This is a genomic window from Bacteroides sp. AM37-9 (assembly GCF_003603455.1).
In the GTDB taxonomy this organism is placed as follows: Bacteria; Bacteroidota; Bacteroidia; order Bacteroidales; family Bacteroidaceae; genus Bacteroides; species Bacteroides xylanisolvens.
This window is the reverse complement of sequence record NZ_QTNF01000010.1, coordinates 25224-48061: the sequence shown is the minus strand read 5'-3', so window position 1 is coordinate 48061 and position 22838 is coordinate 25224. Positions and strand designations below refer to the sequence as shown.

The 22838-nt window shown below is 42.6% G+C and carries 12 protein-coding genes; 7 read left to right on the top strand and 5 right to left on the bottom strand.

Features of this window, described 5'->3' with window-relative positions:
• From DW862_RS08845 to DW862_RS08830, 4 genes are all read right to left on the bottom strand, one after another.
• Positions 1 to 2115 (bottom strand): BACON domain-containing protein, encoded by a 2115-nt coding sequence (locus DW862_RS08845; RefSeq protein WP_120067863.1) that lies wholly within the window; start codon positions 2113 to 2115, stop codon positions 1 to 3.
• 25 nt (positions 2116 to 2140) lie between these two features.
• Positions 2141 to 3754, bottom strand: a complete 1614-nt coding sequence (locus tag DW862_RS08840) for a RagB/SusD family nutrient uptake outer membrane protein (RefSeq protein ID WP_015531347.1) — start codon at positions 3752 to 3754, stop codon at positions 2141 to 2143.
• A gap of 14 nt (positions 3755 to 3768) precedes the next feature.
• On the bottom strand, positions 3769 to 6828 hold the full coding sequence (locus tag DW862_RS08835; RefSeq protein WP_055235676.1) for a TonB-dependent receptor: 3060 nt from the start codon (positions 6826 to 6828) through the stop codon (positions 3769 to 3771).
• Positions 6829 to 6959: 131 nt separating this feature from the next.
• Positions 6960 to 10994 carry a response regulator gene (locus DW862_RS08830; protein WP_120067861.1) on the bottom strand — a complete coding sequence of 1345 codons (4035 nt, stop codon included), beginning with the start codon at positions 10992 to 10994 and terminating at the stop codon, positions 6960 to 6962.
• Positions 10995 to 11395: 401 nt separating this feature from the next.
• Here DW862_RS08830 and DW862_RS08825 point away from each other — a divergent pair, with 401 nt between their 5' ends.
• The 7 genes from DW862_RS08825 to pelA all read left to right on the top strand — a co-directional run bounded on the left by DW862_RS08825 (position 11396) and on the right by pelA (position 20940).
• Complete coding sequence (locus tag DW862_RS08825; RefSeq protein WP_004299199.1) at positions 11396 to 12307, top strand: DMT family transporter; 912 nt, start codon at positions 11396 to 11398, stop codon at positions 12305 to 12307.
• A gap of 51 nt (positions 12308 to 12358) precedes the next feature.
• The gene (gene frr, locus DW862_RS08820; protein WP_004299198.1) at positions 12359 to 12919 is read left to right on the top strand and encodes a ribosome recycling factor; all 561 of its coding nucleotides are present in this window, start codon (positions 12359 to 12361) and stop codon (positions 12917 to 12919) included.
• A gap of 106 nt (positions 12920 to 13025) precedes the next feature.
• Entirely contained in the window at positions 13026 to 13958 is a 933-nt protein-coding gene (gene rsgA, locus DW862_RS08815; protein WP_008770689.1) for a ribosome small subunit-dependent GTPase A, read from the top strand.
• 99 nt (positions 13959 to 14057) lie between these two features.
• Complete coding sequence (locus DW862_RS08810; RefSeq protein WP_004316320.1) at positions 14058 to 15146, top strand: efflux RND transporter periplasmic adaptor subunit; 1089 nt, start codon at positions 14058 to 14060, stop codon at positions 15144 to 15146.
• A gap of 178 nt (positions 15147 to 15324) precedes the next feature.
• A complete protein-coding gene (locus tag DW862_RS08805) occupies positions 15325 to 18357 on the top strand; it encodes an efflux RND transporter permease subunit (protein WP_004299194.1) in 3033 nt (1010 codons plus the stop codon).
• Positions 18354 to 19694, top strand: coding sequence for a TolC family protein (locus DW862_RS08800; RefSeq protein ID WP_004306530.1), 1341 nt, complete (start codon positions 18354 to 18356; stop codon positions 19692 to 19694). Before DW862_RS08805 ends, DW862_RS08800 begins: the two co-directional genes overlap by 4 nt.
• A 151-nt stretch (positions 19695 to 19845) precedes the next feature.
• Positions 19846 to 20940 carry a pectate lyase gene (pelA, locus tag DW862_RS08795; RefSeq protein ID WP_120067859.1) on the top strand — a complete coding sequence of 365 codons (1095 nt, stop codon included), beginning with the start codon at positions 19846 to 19848 and terminating at the stop codon, positions 20938 to 20940.
• Positions 20941 to 21115: 175 nt separating this feature from the next.
• Here pelA and DW862_RS08790 read toward each other — a convergent pair whose 3' ends face one another.
• Positions 21116 to 22753 (bottom strand): fumarate hydratase, encoded by a 1638-nt coding sequence (locus DW862_RS08790; protein ID WP_004316947.1) that lies wholly within the window; start codon positions 22751 to 22753, stop codon positions 21116 to 21118.
• Positions 22754 to 22838: the final 85 nt, after the last annotated feature.

Here is a 22838-nt window from a genome sequence, read left to right as displayed (position 1 = left end):
TTATTTCGAGATTGAACGGACTGCGCGAATATATCTTGCCCCAGTCTTTTTCCCATTTGCTTTATCCCAAGCAAGCGGTTTTCCAAAACGTACATAAAATGCATTTGTACCACTTGACGTTTCACGACTAGCCCAATAAGAATCTCCGGTAGAAGATGCCGCTGCCGTATTCATAGCAGTTCCTCCTACATTAGTAACTATCAGATCCCATGCCGCACGATTTGCTTTCTCAAAATCAGTAATCGCATTCGGATTATCCTCCGTCGCATCTGCTACTTTAGTCCCATTATAGGTTTCAAACATCTGTTCCAGATCCGATCTTGTAGGCCAATACCATCCAGCACCTTTATCCATGCAATATTTAAGAGCAGGCATTTCCGCTGCATTCGGCAATGCTGCCAAGGCAGTAGTATTTGCCAAACCGTCATCATTAGATAAATCCACTCCGGTAGAAGCCGGAGAGCCTGCTGTAGACCATGCCAAATTCTCTCTGTCCAACGACATAATCTTAGCCTTACCACGATTAGTTCCATCTACCCAGAATACAATGCCTCCTTTTAACGATCCATTATCCGCAATTACCTGTCCCACCGCAAACTCGGAACTTAAAAGTCCTCTCTGTGTAATCGTGACCTCTTGTTTAGGTGCATTCGCTCCATTTCCGGCTATTACCGTAGCAGTCGTTACCCGGCTAGAACTATTCAGATTGGGAGATAAAGTCCAAAAATAAAGAGTTTTACTTGTTACATCAACATACGCTTTCACCCAAGATTCATCAGTGATATTTATTGCAAATTCCGTCTCATCAGAAATCATTGTGATTACCTCTGATTTTGCTACCGCATCAGGCGTAATAGTCACCGTATTGGTACTCAATTCGAGGGAAGCGTCTCCCTCGGCAGCTACATTTTGATTCACCGTTACCTCCACTGCTTTTGCGGCTGCGCCAGTACCGGCTGTTATTGTAGCAATTGTCGTACGAATATTACCAGTGGTATTTTTTGATTTTGCCTTGAACGTAACTGTTGTGCCTGAAATAGTATATGAAAGCCAGGAATCATCTGCCAACACTACACTGAATACACTCTTATTGGATGTCAACGTAACATTTGCTTCCGCTTCGTTAGCACCTTCCAATGTCACAGGATTGGGAGCCACCGTCAGAGTTGCCGGCTCTTCAGGATAAGTATAATCACCAATTGTGCGCATACATCTCACAAAACGGTTGGTAGCTGTTTTATTTCCTGCATCAGCACCAGACTTTCCGAAACGTACCCAATAAGCCTTATCCCCTGCTGCATTTTCCGTACTCGACCAATAGCTTTCCCCATTGCCCGAACCGGCAGCCTCGTTTATCACATCACCCTGCAAATCGGTCAACATCTTATCAAATGCCGCACGTGCCGCTTTTTCAACTTCCGTCAACTTATCAGGTACAACCGAAGCAAAATCCGGGTCAGCATGTCCAATACCGTTGTAAACATCAAACAACTCCCATAACTCATCACGTGCAGGCAGATACCATCCCTCACCCAACGACTGACAGTATGCCACTGCATCATTTGCAGCAGGAGCAGTAAACAAAGCCGTATTGGCATATCCATTCACTGTAGAAAGCGCATTATGAGACATCACAGAAGCCTCAAAAGGATTTCCTCCCTGACGTTTTACAGATACAGCTTTTCCTACCATCTTGTCCGAAGGATCCACCCAGAAAATCATACCGATACCATCATCTACACTTTGTCCTACCTTCAAAGAAAGATCCGGTTCTTTGGAATCCTGTGTAACCGTCACTTCCACTGTATATGAACCGCAAGTCAGTTTCACGACAGTACTCCTTGCATCCTCACCGTCATTCTGCGTCAAGGCAGTGTATATTACACTTTTAGCGTTTACATCTACAGAAAGCCACTCCGCTTGATATTGAGCAACAACCTGACCGACATTAGTATATAATAGCGATGTAACGAAAGAACCCGCCGCTTTTGCCAAGTTTACTTTTGTATCTTTACAATTAAATTCAGGCATCACACGTACCGACGCATCATCGACACAGGAAAGCAGCCCCAGATTTAAAATCAATAACAGGTATATTATTTTTTTCATACTCATTCATGTTTTACAGATAATCAATCGCTTAATACCAATTCTCATTCTGCGGAAAATTCTCTTTCCCCATCAAGTCAATCTGCTCCTGTGGGATAGGCCAACATTCGTGCTTTCCAACTACAAAACTGGTACGACATTCCGCATAATCTTTATCTAAATAAGGATTTTCAGCTTTCGTCTCGCCATAATGCGCTTTCACCCTTTCACCCAAAAGCCCCAAACGTTTCAATAAAGGCCAACGGACTCCCTCGAAGTTCAGTTCACGGGCATATTCATCCAAAAGAATATCTTGCGTCAGAGGTCCCGCAAATTTGTCATTCCCGGCACGTTCCCATGTTTTATTGTAACAGCGCAGAGCATCCGTGCTCATTCCTCCGTCACGGCGCATATACGCTTCTGCCGCCATTAAGTAAGTTTCAGCCAGTCGATAGACAATCAAATCCTTGAATCCCGTTGTCCGGTCCGGATTATCGGCCATAGTCCACTGATCAAAGTATTTTTTCGACATGAAATGCAACGTCTCACAATAACTGGAACTTTTCGCAAGGGGAATCAATTCGCCATATTTAGGAGAAGTAGGATCATTGTATTTGAAACGGTGTACAAACAATTCATTGTATCGTGTATCTTTAGCCTGATCATACAAACTCAATAAATAGGTATTCGGATAAATACGTCCCCAACCATATCCACCCTGATCGGCCGTATTGATACAACCTGCAATTTTATTGATTCGGGTAGTGGTCTGAATAGAGATACGATGTCCGGCAACCGGAGTTCCGGAACCTCCTCCACCCAAGTTTTGTGAATATTGGAAACTCCACAACACTTCCGGGGATTTCAAATCTGCGCTATTAAATACATTCTCGGCCTTCTTTTCCATTGAGTAAATGCCCTCCTGTTTAAAGATGTCTTCACATTCCTCAATGGCTGTATCCCAATCCGATTCCCACATGGCAACCTGTGCACGGACATGTTTGGCAGTCGCTTTCGTTACCCGTCCATACAATACATTTCCGTTATTTTGAGGAAGTGACCAGTCCAGACCTTTCATCGCATCATCCAAGTCAGTTGTCATCAGTGTCATCAGTTCTTCATGAGAAGCCGGTTTATACTCCCGTTTCAGATTATCGACAGTGGTTGGAGTGACGTTCAGATAAAGGCGGTCAAAGCGTTTCCAAAGTTCAAAATAGCTCCGTCCTCTGAAGAATTTCGCTTCACTCCATGCGTGCAATACATCGCTGTCATCCAGTCCCAAGGCTTCTGCCGCTACAATAATTTCATTTGCTTTTCCGATAATCCCATAGTGATGTTTCCAGAACTTATTGACATCTCCAGTACTTGGAGTAAAACTTGTATTCAAACGTCCGATTGAGGTAGAAACACCTGCTCTAAGTATGGCAATATCCGTATTAAAGTCACACATGGTAACGATGTACAGATTAGATTCGTTATTATCCGCTCCACCCGGCAATTCACGTGCCAGGGAATACAATCCTGTAACGGCAGTATTCAACCCTTCGGGAGTAGTGAACAGATAATTATTCGTCACGTCTGTTTTTGATTCCAGATTTAATAAATCCGAGCAGGAAGCGGTCAACATTCCGCAAATGACAAAGGCTGTATATATTAACTTTTTCATAAGGATTCTTTATTTTAGAATGAAACATTGACACCAAACACATATTGTCTGGACTCCGGATAAGACCCTGGAGTCAGTTCGGGACTATAAGATTTAAACTCCGTAAATGTCAGCAAGTTAGTAGCAGTTGCATACAATCGTAATTTATGAATCGGAGTATTCTTCAATAGTCGGGTGGGGAAAGTATATCCAAGTTGTAAGGTGCGTAAACGGATATAAGAAGCATCCTGAATGGCAATGGCACTCAAATATGCAGGGTCCGCACTATAAGAAGGACGTGGGAATTTGTTCGAAGGATTGAACGGAGTCCAATAATCCACCTTCACCCCATTCAATTTTCCACGTAAAGAACCACCGGAATTATACTCGTACAAATAACCGTTCTTAATCTTTCTGCCGGAAACTCCATACCAGTCCATGAACAGATCAAATCCTTTCCAGTTCCATGTAGAAGAAAGGGAGAGTGTAAACTTCGGATCTTTACGGATAGGTACCCTGTCATCAGCTGTAATCTTTCCATCCCCGTTGTTATCACGCACCTTGACCATTCCCGGTTCAATAGCGCCACCGTAATTAATCGGACTGTCGGCCACACCGTCATTATCACTATCATAGGTGTTTTTCAGTGTATAGACCAGATTTCCCGTACCATCACGAGTGATATCAAAATCATCATACTGAAAAATTCCATCTATCAGATAATCATAGTATACATTGATCGGTTCTCCGATAATCCACCCCTGGGCTACCTGACTTGCCGGTTTCCCGTTCTCATCGAGAGTATCGTCAATACGGACAATTTCATTCTTATACATGCTGAAATTAGTTCCGAGTGTCCAGGTAAACTCCTTTGTACGTACCACGTCACCATTTAAAGAAAGATCGATACCACTGGATTTCGTCTTTCCCAGATTATCTAGCATGGTAGTATATCCGAGTGACGCATTCAGGGAACGTTTCACCAACAAATCCTTCGTATGAGTATTATAATACTCAACCGTACCATTCAGACGCCCATTGAAGAAACTAAAGTCAACACCAAAGTTAGCTGTTGCAGACTGTTCCCATTTCAGGTTTGGATTAGACAGTTCCTTGCCCGGTAAATATCCCATTTGAAAAACATTTCCAAACTCATATCCTTTATTATCAGCCAGTCCCAAAGTAGTATAATTGCCGATACCGTTCTGATTACCTACAATACCATAACTCACACGCAGTTTCAGGTTATCAATCCACGACACATCTCTTAGGAAACTCTCCTGATTGACACGCCAGGCAAAAGCTGCCGACGGGAAAGTTCCCCATTTATTTTCTTTTCCGAAACGGCTGGAACCGTCACGGCGGATAGCCACGTTCAACAAATAACGATCTAAAAGCGAATATTGCGCCCGAGCCATGAAAGACACCAAGTTATTTTCATTAAACTGACGACGAGGCTTGCCTGTAAACTCACCTTGAGAAATGAAGTTCCAGTCTTTATCTACCGGAAGATTCTCAACCGAGTACCCGACAGACTTCGAACCATTATGGTCGACAGACTGAACGCCGGTCAATGTCAACTGGTGTTTCTTGTTCCGGATAGGCACTTTATAGGTCACAATATTCTCAACTAGCCAGTTCTGTGTACGCGATTCGTCAAGAACCGCCGTTCCTCCGCCTCCCGGATATTGGGAATCTTTATAAGAACCGTCTTCAGACGTCTGATTATAAACAGAAGTATTCAGACGATAATTGAATCCCTTGAAAGGTTTCACATCCATAAAAAAGTTCAGGCGGTAATTATCACGAGTTACTTCACGTCCATAATGTTCGGCACGGTACAAAGGATTATAATTTCCTTCCGAGTTGATATATTTTGTATACTTGCCATCCGCATCATATATCTCCGCCAATGGAGAACTGGTAATAAAATCATTAAAGTTACCATCCTCACGATCTTGTTTTGTCATCGCATAAGAAGAATTGATACCGAAACTAATCCATTTGGCTATTTCAAAGTCCAGATTCAGTCTTAAAGAAAACTTCTGATACCCCGATCCGGTAACCACCATTCCTTGTTGGTCAAAGTAGTTGGCACCTGCCGATACTTTGATTTTTTCTGTTCCTCCACGTACACTGACGTCGTGATTATGATAGATTGCATTTCTGAACATTTCTTTTTCCCAGTCGATAAACTTTCCGCTGGCCCATACCCGTTGCATCACCTCGTCTTCCAACGCTTCGGCTATAGAAATCTCACGCGCATCAATTATTCCTTTATCATGCGCCTTTGCTTCACGACGAAGCTGCATATATTCTTCGGGAGAGTAGAAATCGAAATTTCTCCAGAGAGATTGAATACCCAGATAACCATTATAGTTGACTTCCACTTTTCCGGCTTTACCACGTTTGGTAGTCACCAGTACCACACCGTCACTGGCGCGTGCACCATAAATAGCCTGTGACGCAGCATCTTTCAAGATTTCAACCGATTCAATATCATCCGCACTCAACGTACTGAACTCTGTTGCACTGGAAGGAGAACCATCTATAATATATAAAGGTGCATTGTCCGCACTGATAGAACGGGAACCACGAATGGTAATCGAAGGAGTCGATCCCGGTCGTCCGGAACTACTCGTTACATTCACACCTGCGGCACGTCCACGTAACATATCAGCCACATTGCCGGCGGGAAATGTTTTCATTTCATCCGCTTTGACCGAAGCTACCGAAGTGGCTACATCACTCTTACGCTGAACTCCATAACCGACAACCACCAATTCATCGAGCATTTTCGACTCTTCCACCATATTCACATTCAGTACCGTTTTCGTACCGACACGTATTTTTTGTTCCTTATATCCTATACAAGAAAAAACAAGGGTAGATTTAGCCGAGACACTGATTGAATATTTTCCATTTACATCCGTCACTGTACCGTTAGTAGTCCCCTCCTCCATGATATTAACTCCGGGGATCGGTCCAAGTGCGTCTGTCACCACTCCAGAAACTCTGACGTTTTGAGCACTAACCTCTAAAGAGATAAGAAAGGCTGTCAGGAACACAGCCCATTTAATTACGATGTTTTTCATACTATGTAATAATTTGAATGATTACAGCGCAAAAATCCCAATTATTAATGATTTCGAATAATAGAATCGTCCGTATAAAAGTTCAAATAGTACAAATCTCGTCAGGCAGAAAGTATATAAAACACTATAAATTAAGAGTTTGCATATTTCCGTCTATAAGCAGCCGGAGTAATATCATAAGCATTTTTAAAACACCGGATAAAATAACTTGGATTAGAAAAACCGTAATCAAATGCTATATCAGCAATCAGGGCATTGGGGTCATTCCGCAATTTTTCTGTTGCTTTTTTCAGTCTCAAAGATAAAATAAAGTCATTCGGGGTCTGTCCGGTCAATGCTTTCAATTTAGTGAAAAGCAACGTTCTGCTCATACACATTTCTCGTGCAAAAGTAGCTACGTCAAAGTCTGGGTTATCAATATAAGATTCCACAATCGCCGTAGCATCCATCAACATCTTTTTATCGATCGGATTAAACGGAAGGTCTTCCACTTTAGGTTCGTCGTTTCGAACAAACCGTTGTTGAAGTAGTTTACGAGTCTGGATGATATTGTTGCACCGGGCTACCAATATCTTGATATTAAAAGGTTTGGAGATATAATCATCCGCACCTGTCTGCAAGCCTTCCAAGGTATGTTCTTCCCGGTTGCGGGCTGTCAGCAAGACAACAGGTATATGGCTGGTCTGCAAATTACTTTTCAACTTCTCGCACATTTCCAGTCCGGACATGACAGGCATCATGATGTCACTTACAATCATCTGCGGTTGGAGCGAAGAAGCCCGTTCCAATCCTTCCTGCCCGTCGGCAGCCGTATATACCTCATATATCTGTTCAAAAATCTGCGTCAATACCTTACGCATTTCCGGGTTATCTTCTACAATCAGTATTTTCACCGTTTTATCCGGCTTCACCATTTCCGAGATTTCTTGAGGCTCTATTATATAATGTTCGGCAACGTGCTCGTCTGCGGAGGAAGAGGCTTCCATATTCATATTCGCATCCCGGTGGAGAGTAACGGTAAAAGAGGTAACTCCATTCAGTTCGCTTTCCACTCCGATGGTTCCCTGATGCAACTCTACAATTCCTTTCGCCATCGCCAATCCAATGCCCGATCCTTTGACAGTTCGTGTGGTTGTTGCCGAATCATCCTGCCAAAACCGTTCAAATACATGTTTGATCTTGGATTTATCAATGCCTACCCCCAGGTTGTTGACTGAAATCACAATGTCATTATCTCCTTCCGCTGACAGCTCAACAGAAATCCAGTCACCAGGCTTCGTATACTTAAAAGCGTTGGACAATAAATTATAGAATACTTTCTCTATCTGTGTTTTGTCAATATACAAATCAGCTTCTTTCAGAGTGGAAGAAAAGCGGAGATCTATCTTATTCAGTTGGGCATAACTATAGAAAGAGCCACAAATTTCCTCTATCACCGCCACAATATTCTCTTTAGAAATCTTTAGTTTCAAGTATCCCTGATCCTGCTTACGGATATCAATGACTTCATCCACGAGGTTATTCATCCGGCGGGAATTTTTATAAATATCCAGAATCTTATTATATACTTCAGGAATAATGTCCTTATGCATCAGGAGCATTTCGAGCTGGCTGGATATAAGTGTTAACGGAGTACGGAATTCATGCGATACATTGGTAAAGAAACGCAGTTTGGACTGGTTCACACTTTCGATATACTCTTTTTCCCGTTTCTCGGCCAATAAAGAGTGCCGCAAGGTTTTTCGTATCCAGAACATACGGATAATATAGCCGGCAATAAGGATAGCTGTCAGCACCATCAGCAAAATAAACCATGCCCGCTGATAAACCGGAGCCTCCACTATCAGCTCAAAACTAACGGAAGGTGCTTCCCGACCGTGAACGCCCACCTGGTCGCCACGGACATGGAAAGTATAATGCCCCGGATGAAGATTGGTATAGGTAATCATTGTATTATCGCCCGCCTTCATATATTCGTTGTCAAAGCCTTCAAGTTTATATTCCAGACCGATATTAGAAATATTATTCAGGGTGTTACTTGCTATCTCAAAAGTGACGGAAGAATATCTGGGCGGCAATACTAACCGATGTTCATACAATACGGTTTCTTTGATAAGCCCCAACGAATCAAGCGGTTGTATTTCCGTATTATCCACAAGCACCCGTTTTACAAACACATCATAGTCAACAGACTGCTTGTTCAGCTTTTCCTGGGCGATAGAGACAATACCCGCCAGACCACACACGTAAATATCGTGGTCGGACGCAATATACAGCCCTCCGTCATTTACATTATTCAAGGGAAAATCACTCTGTCTGTTATAGTTCTCGAATGTAGTCGTTGCCAGGTTGAATTTAGAGAAACCACCATTGGTTGCCACATAGATAGAACCATCCAAAGGACTCTCCACCAATCCGGTTATAAATCCATTTTCCAATCCCTGTTTCGCTCCGTATCCCACAAAAGAATCTGTCTTCTTATCAAATAGATAAATTCCCGAGCCTGTCGATCCCAGCCATATACGTCCTTTCTTATCACATAAAATGTGGTTGATGTGATGCTGCGCTGTGCTCTGCGCTATTTGGGAGAAAGGATAACTATGGGCAGTGCCCGCTTTGAGGTTGACTCGTATCAGATCAAAAGAGGTAGTCAGCCATAAATCCCCGTCTTTGTCAAACGTCATATCCCAAACCTGCGACAGATGTTTGGCAGCCAGCGAAGGGTGTTCGAAATGATGAAGTCGAAGGTGTTTTTTATCCAATACAAGCAATCCTCCCTTGGCAGCTATCAATAAAGAATCGTGGCCGGCAAACTCTATCATTTTCACCAGATTATAGGCTCTGTCAACAACTGTTTTTCCTTCCGGAGTATAGATGTTTTCCGGGATAGATTCTATATGTCCGGTCGACAGATTAATCCGGTTGATTCCCTGATAAAGAGAAGCTACCCAAAGATAATCCGGCTCTCTCTCATAATAAAGAGACTTCACTATCTTAAAAGAAAGCTCTTGAGAATAGACCTTTTTTAAAGGGAAAAAGCGTTTGGTATGTTTATCATAATAGTTCAACCCGCTTCCTTCACTTGCAAACCAGATCCGGCCGGAACGGTCTTCGGCAATGGAACTGATAATATAAGAATTCAAATGACCGCCAACAGCCGTAGACGAGCGGTAAAAATGGAAAGCATCATTCGCTACATTATAATATTGGATTCCCTGATAGAAAGTCCCCAACCATAAAGTCCCCGAAGTGTCGTAATGCATCGAAATAATAGAACGTATATCGGCCGCCTCCACATTCAAGTCATATTCATAATCTGTAAACTCTCCGGTAAACAGGTTTAAAGTCTGCAAACCGGCATAGGTTCCGATATACAGGAGACTATCATTAGCTTGCGTCACATGACGCACATTATTATGGTTAATCGTATTTTCAGCTACCTTATTATGTTTGAAATGAGTAAGTGTTCCATCTTCATCCAACCGTATGAGCCCTCTGTTTCTGGTAGCTATCCAGATACTCCCGTTTCTATCTTCTGTTATTGAATTGACAGCTCCCACATCCATACGCCGGGTGATATGTGCAGACTGGTCGATACAGTATACACCTTTCGAAGAAGTCCCCACCACCACTGTCTGATTCTGACGAACCATGAGACTGTTCATCAATACATCCTCCTCATCCGAAGGAAATGAAAAGAATAACTCGGGCGCCTGGTCGAGGTTGCGATAACGGTAGATTTCCTTTCCGGTAGCTATCCATAATGCATCGTGCGCATAACAGATTCCCGCAACTTCTCCTTCACGCAACACCCTAAAACGATTCAAACGCATATCATAAAGAGTCACGCTCTGCAAACTGCGGATAAAGAGCAATCCGGCTTTATTTCCGCAAACCTGCCTGATATTATTGATATTGATGGAATAAGGATTAGCGTTATCCGGTTTGAATACTTCAAACTTACGTCCGTCAAATCGATTCAGCCCGTCTTGAGTGCCAATCCACAAAAATCCGAATTCATCCTGATAAAAACAATTGACCGTTTGATGAGAAAGTCCCTGCCTTACGTCCTTAAAGCGCATATTGATATCCTTCGTCACATTTGCCATGCAACAAAGTCCCGATATGAACAGGCAATAAACAACAAGAAATTTAGCTTTGGCCATCTGTGTTTTTCGATAATTCAGATGCAATATTCGGGAAAATCCAAGATATATGCAAGTGTTTATTCAAAAACCTGATTGCCTATTGCCTGCAGACTATTACTCGGGAGGCGTATAACTAATCTCCCTACCGAATAAAATTAATCATCTGACGGTTAATTCTTTTTCGTCTGACTATAGTCAGACGAAAGTTCAACTATAGTCAGACGTAAGTTTAACAGTAGTCAGACGCAAGTTCGACTATAGTCAGACGATTAATTTTATGCATAAACAAGATTAGTTATCTCTTTACCAAGAAATAGTTTTTAGCATACGAAAGATTAAATTATACTATCAACCGCCTAAACACTTGTTTATCATTGGTGAACTGCGTACTTTTGCACGCCATTAAAAAAAGCAAAACAATGACTAACAAAACCAAAGGTTTTATCTATGGAGCGATTGCCGCTGCGAGCTACGGTATGAATCCTCTTTTTGCACTTCCGCTCTATGCAGCCGGAATGAGTGTCGATACCGTTTTATTCTACCGGTACTTCTTTGCGACAATCGTATTGGGTATTCTGATGAAAATGCAGCATCAGTCTTTTGCACTTCATAAGGCAGACGTTTTGCCCTTAGTCATTATGGGATTGTTATTCTCTTTTTCATCACTGCTTTTGTTTATGAGTTATAATTATATGGATGCCGGAATTGCTTCTACGATTCTGTTTGTTTATCCGGTGATGGTAGCTGTCATCATGGGAATATTCTTCAAGGAAAAGATTTCCGCCATTACCGTTTTCTCCATCCTGCTGGCACTTTCAGGCATTGCCTTGCTTTATCAGGGAGACGGCAACAAACCGCTATCGACTTTAGGAATTATCTTTGTTCTGTTGTCTTCTCTCTCTTATGCTATATATATAGTAGGTGTAAACCGTTCGACATTGAAAAACCTGCCGACCACGAAACTTACCTTCTATGCCATTTTGTTCGGACTATCGGTTTATATCGTCCGTTTAAATTTTTGTACGGAACTGCAAGTAATACCGTCTGCCTGGCTCTGGGCCGATGTATTATCACTCGCCATCCTGCCAACTGCCGTATCACTGGTCTGTACCGCACTGGCCATCCATTATATAGGCTCTACACCAACGGCAATATTGGGTGCTCTGGAACCGGTGACAGCTTTATTCTTCGGTGTTCTCCTGTTTCACGAAAAACTGACTCCCCGCTTAATGATGGGTATTTTAATGATTATCACCGCCGTTACCCTGATTATCATTGGCAAGTCACTCATAAAAAAGATGGGTATGCTGTTGCAGATGAACAAAAAATAATATACTTTTGCTACTTAATCAATCAAAATGCAATTTTAAATCTCAAAAAATATGGTAGACGTAAAGACTTGCCTTGACAATGCACAAGAAAAGATGGATATGGCCATCATGTATCTGGAAGAAGCACTGGCACATATCCGCGCCGGAAAAGCGAGTGCACGCTTATTAGATGGTATCCGCGTAGATTCTTACGGAAGTATGGTACCTATCAGCAATGTAGCAGCAATTACTACTCCGGACGCCCGCAGTATCGTGATCAAGCCTTGGGATAAAAGCATGTTCCGTGTCATCGAAAAAGCAATTATCGACTCTGACCTCGGTATCATGCCCGAAAACAATGGAGAAATGATCCGTATCGGTATCCCTCCCCTGACGGAAGAACGCCGTAAACAACTGGCAAAACAGTGTAAAGGAGAAGGCGAAACGGCTAAAGTAAGCGTACGCAACGCGCGTCGTGACGGCATCGACGCACTGAAAAAGGCCGTAAAAGACGGATTGGCAGAAGACGAGCAGAAGAATGCGGAAGCCAAACTGCAAAAAATCCATGATAAGTATATCAAACAAATCGATGATATGCTGGCTGAAAAGGATAAAGAAATTATGACCGTCTAAAAAATAATGAAGAATTAAGAATGAAGAATGAGGAATTATAATGCTGTATTATTCAGTTGAAACACAGCCTGAATTCTTCATTCTTCATTTTTAATTTATAATTTATATGAAAGGATTAGTAATCAAAAACACGGGTAGTTGGTATCAGGTGAAAACCGATGACGGACAATCTATTGAATGTAAAATCAAAGGGAATTTCCGGTTGAAGGGGATTCGCAGTACTAATCCTGTTGCAGTGGGTGATCGTGTCCGGATTATACTTAATCAGGAAGGCACTGCTTTTATCAGTGAAATAGAAGATAGAAAGAACTACATCATCCGCCGTTCATCCAATCTTTCCAAACAATCTCATATCCTTGCTGCCAATCTCGACCAGTGTATGCTGGTGGTAACCATCAATTATCCGGAAACTTCCACTATTTTTATTGATCGTTTTCTTGCATCCGCAGAGGCCTATCGCGTCCCTGTCAAACTGGTATTTAATAAGGTAGATGCTTACGACGAAGATGAGCTCCGCTATCTGGACGCACTTATCAACTTATACACACAAATCGGCTACCCTTGCTTCAAAGTTTCCGCAAAGAACGGCACTGGAGTGGCTGAAATCAAAAAAGCACTGGAAGGCAAGATTACTTTATTTTCCGGACATTCGGGAGTCGGCAAATCGACTCTTATCAATTCCATACTGCCGGGCATAGAAACCAAGACCGGCGAAATTTCTTCCTACCACAACAAAGGAATGCATACTACTACTTTCTCCGAAATGTTCCCTGTGGAAGGAGATGGCTATATCATCGATACTCCGGGTATCAAGGGCTTCGGCACATTTGATATGGAAGAAGAAGAGATCGGACATTATTTTCCCGAAATATTCAAAACCTCCGCCGACTGCAAATATGGCAACTGTACACATCGTCATGAACCGGGATGTGCCGTACGCAAAGCAGTGGAAGAGCACCTCATCAGCGAATCCCGTTATACCTCTTATCTGAATATGTTGGAAGATAAAGAGGAAGGAAAATATCGGGCTGCTTACTGATTAACTCTTTTTTACTCTTCCTTTCTTTAAACCTTTCCCATTAGGGGAAGTCTAATTTTTGAAGATGTACAATATAATTGCCATATACAATACTAAACCATGAATAAGAAGACTAAATGGGGCATCATTATTCTTGTTGGTGCCGGGATTATCGGTGGAGGAATCTACTCACAATTACCGAAAAAAAACGACGAACTAGCAGCCGCCGACAAAGTGATGGGCAGTAATAAAAAAAGAGGGAAACAAGTTTTAAATGTAAATGCCAAGGTCATAAAACCACAATCTCTGACAGATGAGTTCACCACTACCGGTGTACTTCTACCCGATGAAGAAGTGGATTTATCTTTCGAAACGTCGGGAAAGATTGTAGAAATCAACTTTGAAGAAGGAACAGCCGTAAAGAAAGGCCAATTACTAGCCAAAGTGAATGACAGACAGTTGCAGGCACAATTGCAAAGGTTGATTTCGCAATTGAAACTGGCAGAAGATCGTGTATTCCGCCAGGATGCTTTATTGAAACGGGATGCTGTCAGTAAAGAAGCCTACGAACAGGTGAAAACGGATTTAGCAACCCTGAATGCCGATATAGAAATTATCAAAGCTAATATTGAACTGACAGAGCTACGTGCTCCGTTTGACGGAGTGATCGGACTTCGCCAAGTCAGTATCGGTACGTATGCGTCTCCGACCACAGTCGTTGCCAAGCTGACAAAAATCGCTCCACTGAAGGTTGAATTTTCCGTTCCGGAACGCTATGCCAAGCAAATCAAAAAGGGTACCAATCTCAATTTCAGCGTTGAAGGAACATTGGATGCTTTTGGCGCACAGGTATACGCTGTAGAATCTGCCATCGATCCGAATCTGCATCAATTTACCGCCCGTGCATTATACCCGAATGTCAATCGCACCCTGCTTCCCGGCCGTTATGCCAGTGTACTGTTGAAAAAGGATGAAATACCTAATGCAATAGCCATCCCAACGGAAGCAATTGTGCCGGAAATGGGTAAAGATAAAGTCTATCTGTACAAATCAGGAAAGGCCGAACCGGTGGATATCATTACCGGTATCCGCACCGCATCTGAAGTGCAAGTGATTAGAGGATTGCACGTAGGAGACACAATCATCACTTCAGGAACATTGCAACTCCGTACCGGACTCGCCGTAACACTCGACAATATTGAAGAATGAGAATGTCTGATTTATGAATTCTGATTTATGATTTATAAGCCAAATAATTTATGATTTATAAGTCAGCAGAATACAGCAAACATTCAGAAACCAGAAACCAGAAATCAGAATTCAAAAATCAGAAATCTTCAATCCATAACTCAGAAATCATAATTCAGAAATCAGAAATCAGAAATCAATGAACATCTCCGAATTAAGTATACGTCGCCCGGTATTAGCCACAGTATTAACGATTATTATCCTCCTTTTCGGATTCATCGGATACAACTATTTGGGTGTCCGCGAATATCCGTCAGTAGATAATCCGATTATTTCTGTCAGCTGCTCTTATCCGGGAGCTAATGCCGACGTTATCGAAAACCAGATAACTGAACCGTTGGAACAGAATATCAACGGTATTCCCGGTATCCGTTCTTTGTCCAGTGTGAGCCAGCAGGGGCAAAGCCGTATTACAGTAGAATTTGAATTGTCCGTCGATCTGGAAACAGCAGCCAACGACGTACGTGACAAGGTTTCACGTGCCCAACGTTATCTGCCTCGCGACTGTGACCCACCAACAGTTTCAAAAGCAGATGCCGATGCCATGCCTATCTTGATGGTTGCTCTTCAGAGTGACAAACGTTCTCTGTTGGAATTAAGTGAAATAGCGGACCTGACTGTGAAAGAACAATTACAGACTATTTCCGATGTAAGTAGTGTATCTATCTGGGGAGAAAAGCGTTACTCCATGCGCCTTTGGCTCGACCCGGTAAAGATGGCAGGTTACGGTATCACTCCCGTCGATGTTAAAAACGCTGTAGATAACGAAAATGTGGAACTTCCTTCAGGTAGTATCGAAGGAAATACCACCGAGTTGACGATCCGTACGCTAGGATTGATGCATACCGCAGATGAATTCAATGACTTGATTGTCAAAGAAGAGAATAACCGTATTGTACGATTCAGTGATATCGGACGTGCTGAACTGGGCCCGGCTGATATTAAGAGTTATATGAAGATGAACGGCGTTCCTATGGTGGGTGTCGTAGTCATTCCACAGCCGGGAGCCAACCACATTGAGATTGCGGATGCTGTATACCAACGTATGGAGCAAATGAAAAAAGACTTGCCGGAAGATGTACACTATAATTATGGTTTTGATAATACCAAGTTTATCCGTGCGTCTATCAATGAGGTTAAGTCCACTGTATATGAGGCTTTCGTACTTGTAATCATCATTATCTTCCTCTTCCTGCGTGACTGGCGCGTCACGTTGGTGCCTTGTATCGTAATCCCTGTTTCCCTTATCGGTGCTTTCTTCGTTATGTATCTGGCAGGATTCTCCATCAATGTGCTTTCCATGCTCGCCATCGTACTATCGGTGGGACTGGTGGTAGATGACGCCATCGTTATGACGGAAAATATCTACATCCGTATAGAGAAAGGAATGGCCCCGAAAGAAGCGGGAATAGAAGGAGCCAAAGAAATTTTCTTTGCCGTTATTTCCACCACTATTACGCTGGTAGCGGTATTCTTCCCTATCGTCTTTATGGATGGAATGACGGGACGATTATTCCGTGAGTTCAGTATCGTTATTTCGGGTTCGGTGATTATATCTTCATTCGCCGCATTAACTTTCACTCCGATGTTGGCAACGAAGTTACTCATTAAACGGGAAAAACAAAGTTGGTTCTATGCAAAAACAGAACCGTTCTTTGAAGGAATGAACCGGCTATACAGCCGTTCGCTTGCCGCTTTTCTTAGTAAACGCTGGATCGCTCTTCCATTTACTTTCATCACCATTTGCCTGATTGGTATTCTGTGGAATGCAGTTCCTGCGGAAATGGCCCCACTTGAAGACCGTTCGCAAATCAGTATCAATACACGAGGAGCGGAAGGCGTCACCTATGAATATATCAGAGATTACACAGAAGACATCAATCAACTGGTAGACTCCATTCTGCCTGATGCAGAGGCTGTAACTGCCCGTGTATCCAGCGGTAGCGGAAACGTGCGCATCACACTGAAGGATATGAATGAACGTAATTATACCCAGATGGATGTGGCAGAGAAAATATCAAAAGCGGTACAGAAGAAAACAATGGCGCGTTCATTCGTACAGCAGCAGTCTTCTTTCGGCGGACGTCGCGGGAGTATGCCTGTACAATATGTACTTCAGGCTACCAATTTGGAAAAGCTGGAAGAAGTGTTGCCCAAGTTTATGGCTAAAGTATATGAGAATCCTGTTTTCCAGATGGCGGACGTTGATTTGAAGTTCAGTAAACCGGAAGCTCGTATTCAGATCAACCGCGACAAGGCCAGTATTATGGGAGTAAGTACCAAAAACATTGCTCAAACGCTGCAATATGGATTAAGCGGCCAACGTATGGGATATTTCTATATGAACGGTAAACAATACGAAATTCTTGGTGAAATCAACCGCCAGCAACGAAATAAACCGGCCGACCTGAAAGCGATTTACGTCCGCAGCAGTAGCGGGGATATGATTCAGCTGGACAACTTGATTGAATTGGAAAGCGGTATTGCACCTCCAAAGTTGTATCGTTATAATCGTTTTGTGTCAGCTACCATCTCTGCGGGATTGGCAGACGGCAAAACAATCGGGCAAGGTTTGGATGAAATGGATAAGATTGCCAAAGAAACATTGGATGACACTTTCCGCACTGCCCTGTCGGGAGACTCGAAGGAATATCGTGAAAGTTCCTCCAGTCTGATGTTCGCCTTTATCCTGGCTATCCTTTTGATTTATCTGATTCTGGCAGCCCAGTTTGAAAGTTTCAAAGATCCGTTGATTATCATGTTGACAGTGCCGCTGGCTATTGCCGGAGCTTTGGTCTTCATGTATTTCGGAGATATTACGATGAATATTTTCAGTCAGATCGGTATTATCATGCTGATCGGTCTGGTGGCGAAGAACGGTATTCTTATTGTAGAATTTGCCAATCAGAAACAGGAAGCCGGAGAGGATAAAATGAGCGCCATCAAAGATGCTGCCCTTCAACGCCTCCGTCCGATTCTGATGACAAGTGCCTCTACGGTTTTGGGACTTATCCCGCTGGCATTTGCCACCGGAGAAGGTTGTAACCAGCGTATTGCCATGGGTACGGCAGTGGTGGGTGGTATGGTCGTATCCACTCTGCTTACGATGTACATTGTACCGGCTATTTACAGTTACATTTCGACTAACCGAATCAAAAAACTACAAGAATGAAACAGAAAGGAATTTGCATGAAACGCATCATTTATATCACCATTGCATGTGCCTTCTTATCAGTCTCTTTTGCAAAGGCACAAGTTCTCACTCTCAAGGAGTGTCTGGAAGAAGGATTGCAAAACAATTACTCTTTACGTATCATCCATAACGAAGAGCAGATCAGCAAAAACAACGCAACATTAGGAAATGCGGGTTACCTGCCTACACTGGACTTCTCTGCCGGATATACCGGAAACCTGGACAATATTGAGACCAAGGCGCGTGCTACCGGGGAAATAACAAAGAACAACGGAGTCTACGATCAGACGGTTAATGTCGGTCTTAACCTCAACTGGACTATTTTCGACGGATTCAATATCAGTACCACCTACAAACAGTTGAAAGAGCTGGAACGTCAGGGGGAAACCAACACGCGTATTGCTATTGAAGATTTTATTGCTGCCCTGACTTCCGAATACTATAATTTTATCCAGCAGAAGATTCGTCTGAAAAACTTTCATTATGCTATGTCACTTTCCAAAGAGCGCTTGCGCATAGCCGAGGCTAGTCACCTGGTCGGTAAGTTTTCAGGGCTGGATTATCAGCAGGCAAAAGTGGATTTCAATGCAGACAGTGCCCAATACATCAAACAACAGGAATTGCTACATTCTTCACGCATCCAGTTGAATGAACTGATGGCCAACAACAATGTCAATCAAAACATTATTATCAAAGACTCCACCATCGACGTACACAGCGACTTGCAATTTGATGATCTGTGGAATTCTACGTTAGCAACCAATGCTTCTTTGCTCAAGGCCGATCAAAACACGGTACTTGCCCAATTGGACTACAAGAAAATAAACTCACGCAACTATCCATATCTCAAATTAAATACCGGATATGGATATACGTTCAACAAGTATGACATCAATGCAAACAGCAGAAGAGGTGAACTGGGCTTCAATGCCGGAATAACTGTCGGTTTTAATATATTCGACGGTAATCGCCGCCGCGAAAAGAGAAATGCGAGTCTGGCTTTCAAGAATCGTCGCCTGGAACGACAGGACTTGGAATTAGCACTTCGCTCTGATCTCAGTAACTTATGGCAAGCCTATCGCAACAATCTTCAATTGTTGAATCTGGAACGTCAAAACCTGATAACCGCCAAAGACAATCACGATATTGCCATGGACCGTTATATACAGGGAGACCTTTCCGGTTTTGAAGTGCGCGAAGCACAAAAAAGTTTATTAGATGCCGAGGAACGCATCCTCTCTGCTGAATACAATACGAAACTTTGCGAAATATCCCTGTTGCAAATCAGCGGAAAGATTACGAAGTATCTGGAATAAGGAAGTAGTTTCCATTTATTTTTTTATTGGGTTAATCTTCTTATCGGGAGGGTTAACCCAATTTTTACTGTATAAAAAACAGTTATTACATATCGATATTTTTCTTTCTTCCTACATTTGCATACTATAAAAACATTAAATAATAAAAGCCATGAGAAAACTAAGTCTTTTCTTACTGCTACTTTTTATCCTGACAAACGCCTCAGCCCAAAAAGCAACAGATTACAGAAAACAACAGAACTACAAAGAATGGGTACACATCGCCCCCAAATTTGACGATGATTTCTTCAAGACGGAAGAAGCCCAACGCATCGGTGACAACGTGTTACTCTATCAACAAACTACCGGAGGCTGGCCCAAGAATATCTATATGCCGGCAGAACTGACGGAACAAGAATATAATGCGGCACTAAAAGCTAAAGAAGATACCAACCAAAGCACCATTGACAACAATGCCACCACGACAGAAATAGAATATTTGTCACGGCTTTATCTGGCTACGCAAAAGGAGAAATATAAAGAAGGAGTGCTGAACGGTATTCAATATCTGCTCAAATCGCAGTATGAAAACGGTGGATGGCCTCAATTTTATCCGCGTCCCAAAGGTTATTATGTACAAATCACCTACAATGACAATGCAATGGTGAGAGTCATGAATCAACTTCGAAGCATATACGAAAAGAAAGCTCCGTACACTTTCCTTCCTGACAATATCTGTGAACAAGCACGTAATGCATTTAATAAAGGGATAGAGTGTATACTCAAAACGCAGGTGCGCCAAAATGGAGAGTTAACAGTGTGGTGCGCCCAACATGACCGTGTCACTTTGGAACCCTGCAAGGCACGTGCCTATGAACTCCCGTCACTAAGCGGACAAGAGTCGGACAATATTGTATTACTGTTGATGTCACTTCCCCATCCATCTGCAGACGTTGTAAAATCCATAGAAGGTGCTATCAAATGGTTCCAAAAGTCTGAAATAAAAGGAATACAGAAGGAATATTTCACCAACAGTGATGGCAAAAAAGACTATCGCATGGTTCCCTGTGAAGACTGTCCTACTCTTTGGGCACGTTTTTATGAACTGGAAACGAACCGGCCTTTTTTCTGCGACCGTGACGGCATTAAAAAATATGATATATCGGAAATCGGGCATGAGCGCCGGAATGGTTATAGTTGGTATAACAAAGATGGAAGCAAGGTGTTGAAGAGATATGAAAAATGGAAAAAAGAACAGAATAAGTAATCATAACTGATGAAAGGTCGATGTTTACACTGCAAAAGTAAATATCCGGAAAATCTTTAAGTCCTTAAAATAAGAAGAGGGGCTGTCTAACAATAAAATAGTCAGACAGCCCCTTTATTAATTCAAGGCATTTACAGCCTCTTCTTACCGTTTTATCCCAACAGGTATCAACCGGTTATTTTTTGCAATTCCACGGTTTCAACTGTTTGAAGAAGTCGTTACCCTTATCATCTACCAAGATAAATGCAGGGAAGTTTTCTACTTCAATCTTCCAGATAGCTTCCATACCCAATTCCGGATATTCCACACATTCGATGCTCTTGATGTTGTTCTGTGCAAGGATAGCTGCCGGACCTCCGATAGAACCAAGATAGAAACCACCATATTTCTGACAAGCATCTGTCACCTGCTGGCTACGGTTACCTTTTGCCAACATCACCATGCTACCGCCATGACTTTGGAACAGTTCTACATAAGAATCCATACGTCCTGCCGTAGTAGGCCCCATAGAGCCACACGCCATGCCTTCCGGAGTTTTTGCCGGACCTGCATAATAAATAGGATGATCCTTAATATATTGTGGCAAGTCTTCACCGCGGTCCAAACGTTCTTTTAGTTTAGCATGAGCGATGTCACGACCTACGATAATCGTTCCGTTCAATGACAGACGGGTAGCAACCGGATATTTAGTCAGTTCTTTCAGGATTTCAGGCATCGGACGGTTCAGGTCGATCTTCACAACATCACCTTCACCTGCCTGACGCAGTTCAGCCGGAATCAGTTCACCCGGATTTGAATCCAGTTTCTCAATCCAGATACCTTCCTTATTGATTTTACATTTGATGTTACGGTCGGCAGAGCAAGATACACCCAAACCTACCGGACAAGATGCACCATGACGAGGCAGACGGATGATGCGTACATCGTGAGCAAGATATTTACCTCCGAATTGTGCACCCAACCCAATCTTGTGAGCTTCTGCCAATACTTCTTTTTCCAGTTCGACATCGCGGAATGCACGACCATATTCGTTTCCGGTAGTCGGCAGGTTATCATAGAAATGAGTAGAAGCTAATTTCACTGTCAACAGGTTCTTTTCAGCAGAAGTACCACCGATTACGAAAGCGATATGATAAGGAGGACAAGCGGCTGTTCCCAATGTCTTCATCTTTTCAACCAGGAACGGAACCAATGTACCGGGATTCAGGATCGCTTTTGTTTCCTGATACAAATATGTCTTGTTGGCAGAACCACCACCTTTTGTTACACAAAGGAATTCATATTCCATACCTTCGGTAGCTTCGATGTCAATCTGTGCAGGGAGGTTACATTTTGTATTTACCTCATCATACATATTCAGAGGCGCATTCTGTGAATAACGCAGGTTTTCTTCAGTGTATGTTTTATATACGCCCAGTGAAAGCGCTTCTTCGTCAGAATATCCAGTCCATACCTGCTGTCCCTTTTCACCATGGATAATAGCAGTACCGGTGTCCTGGCAGAATGGAAGTACGCCTTTTGAAGCAACCTCTGCATTGCGCAGGAAAGTCAACGCCACATACTTATCGTTTTCGCTTGCTTCCGGATCACTCAGAATCTTAGCAACTTGTTCATTGTGCGAACGACGAAGCATGAATGATACATCACGAAAAGCAGCATTAGCCATCGCAGTCAAACCTTCTTTTTCAATTTTCAGGATGGGATTTCCTTCAAACTCGCTTACTGATACATAGTCTTTTGTAAGCAGATAATACTCAGTTGTATCTTTTCCCTTTTCAAACATGGGCTGATACTTAAACAGAGGTGTTGCCATAAGTTTCTTATTTTATTACGTAATGTTAGTTAGTGTGGCAAAGGTAATGATAAATTAAGAATTGAGAATTAAAAATTGAGAAATA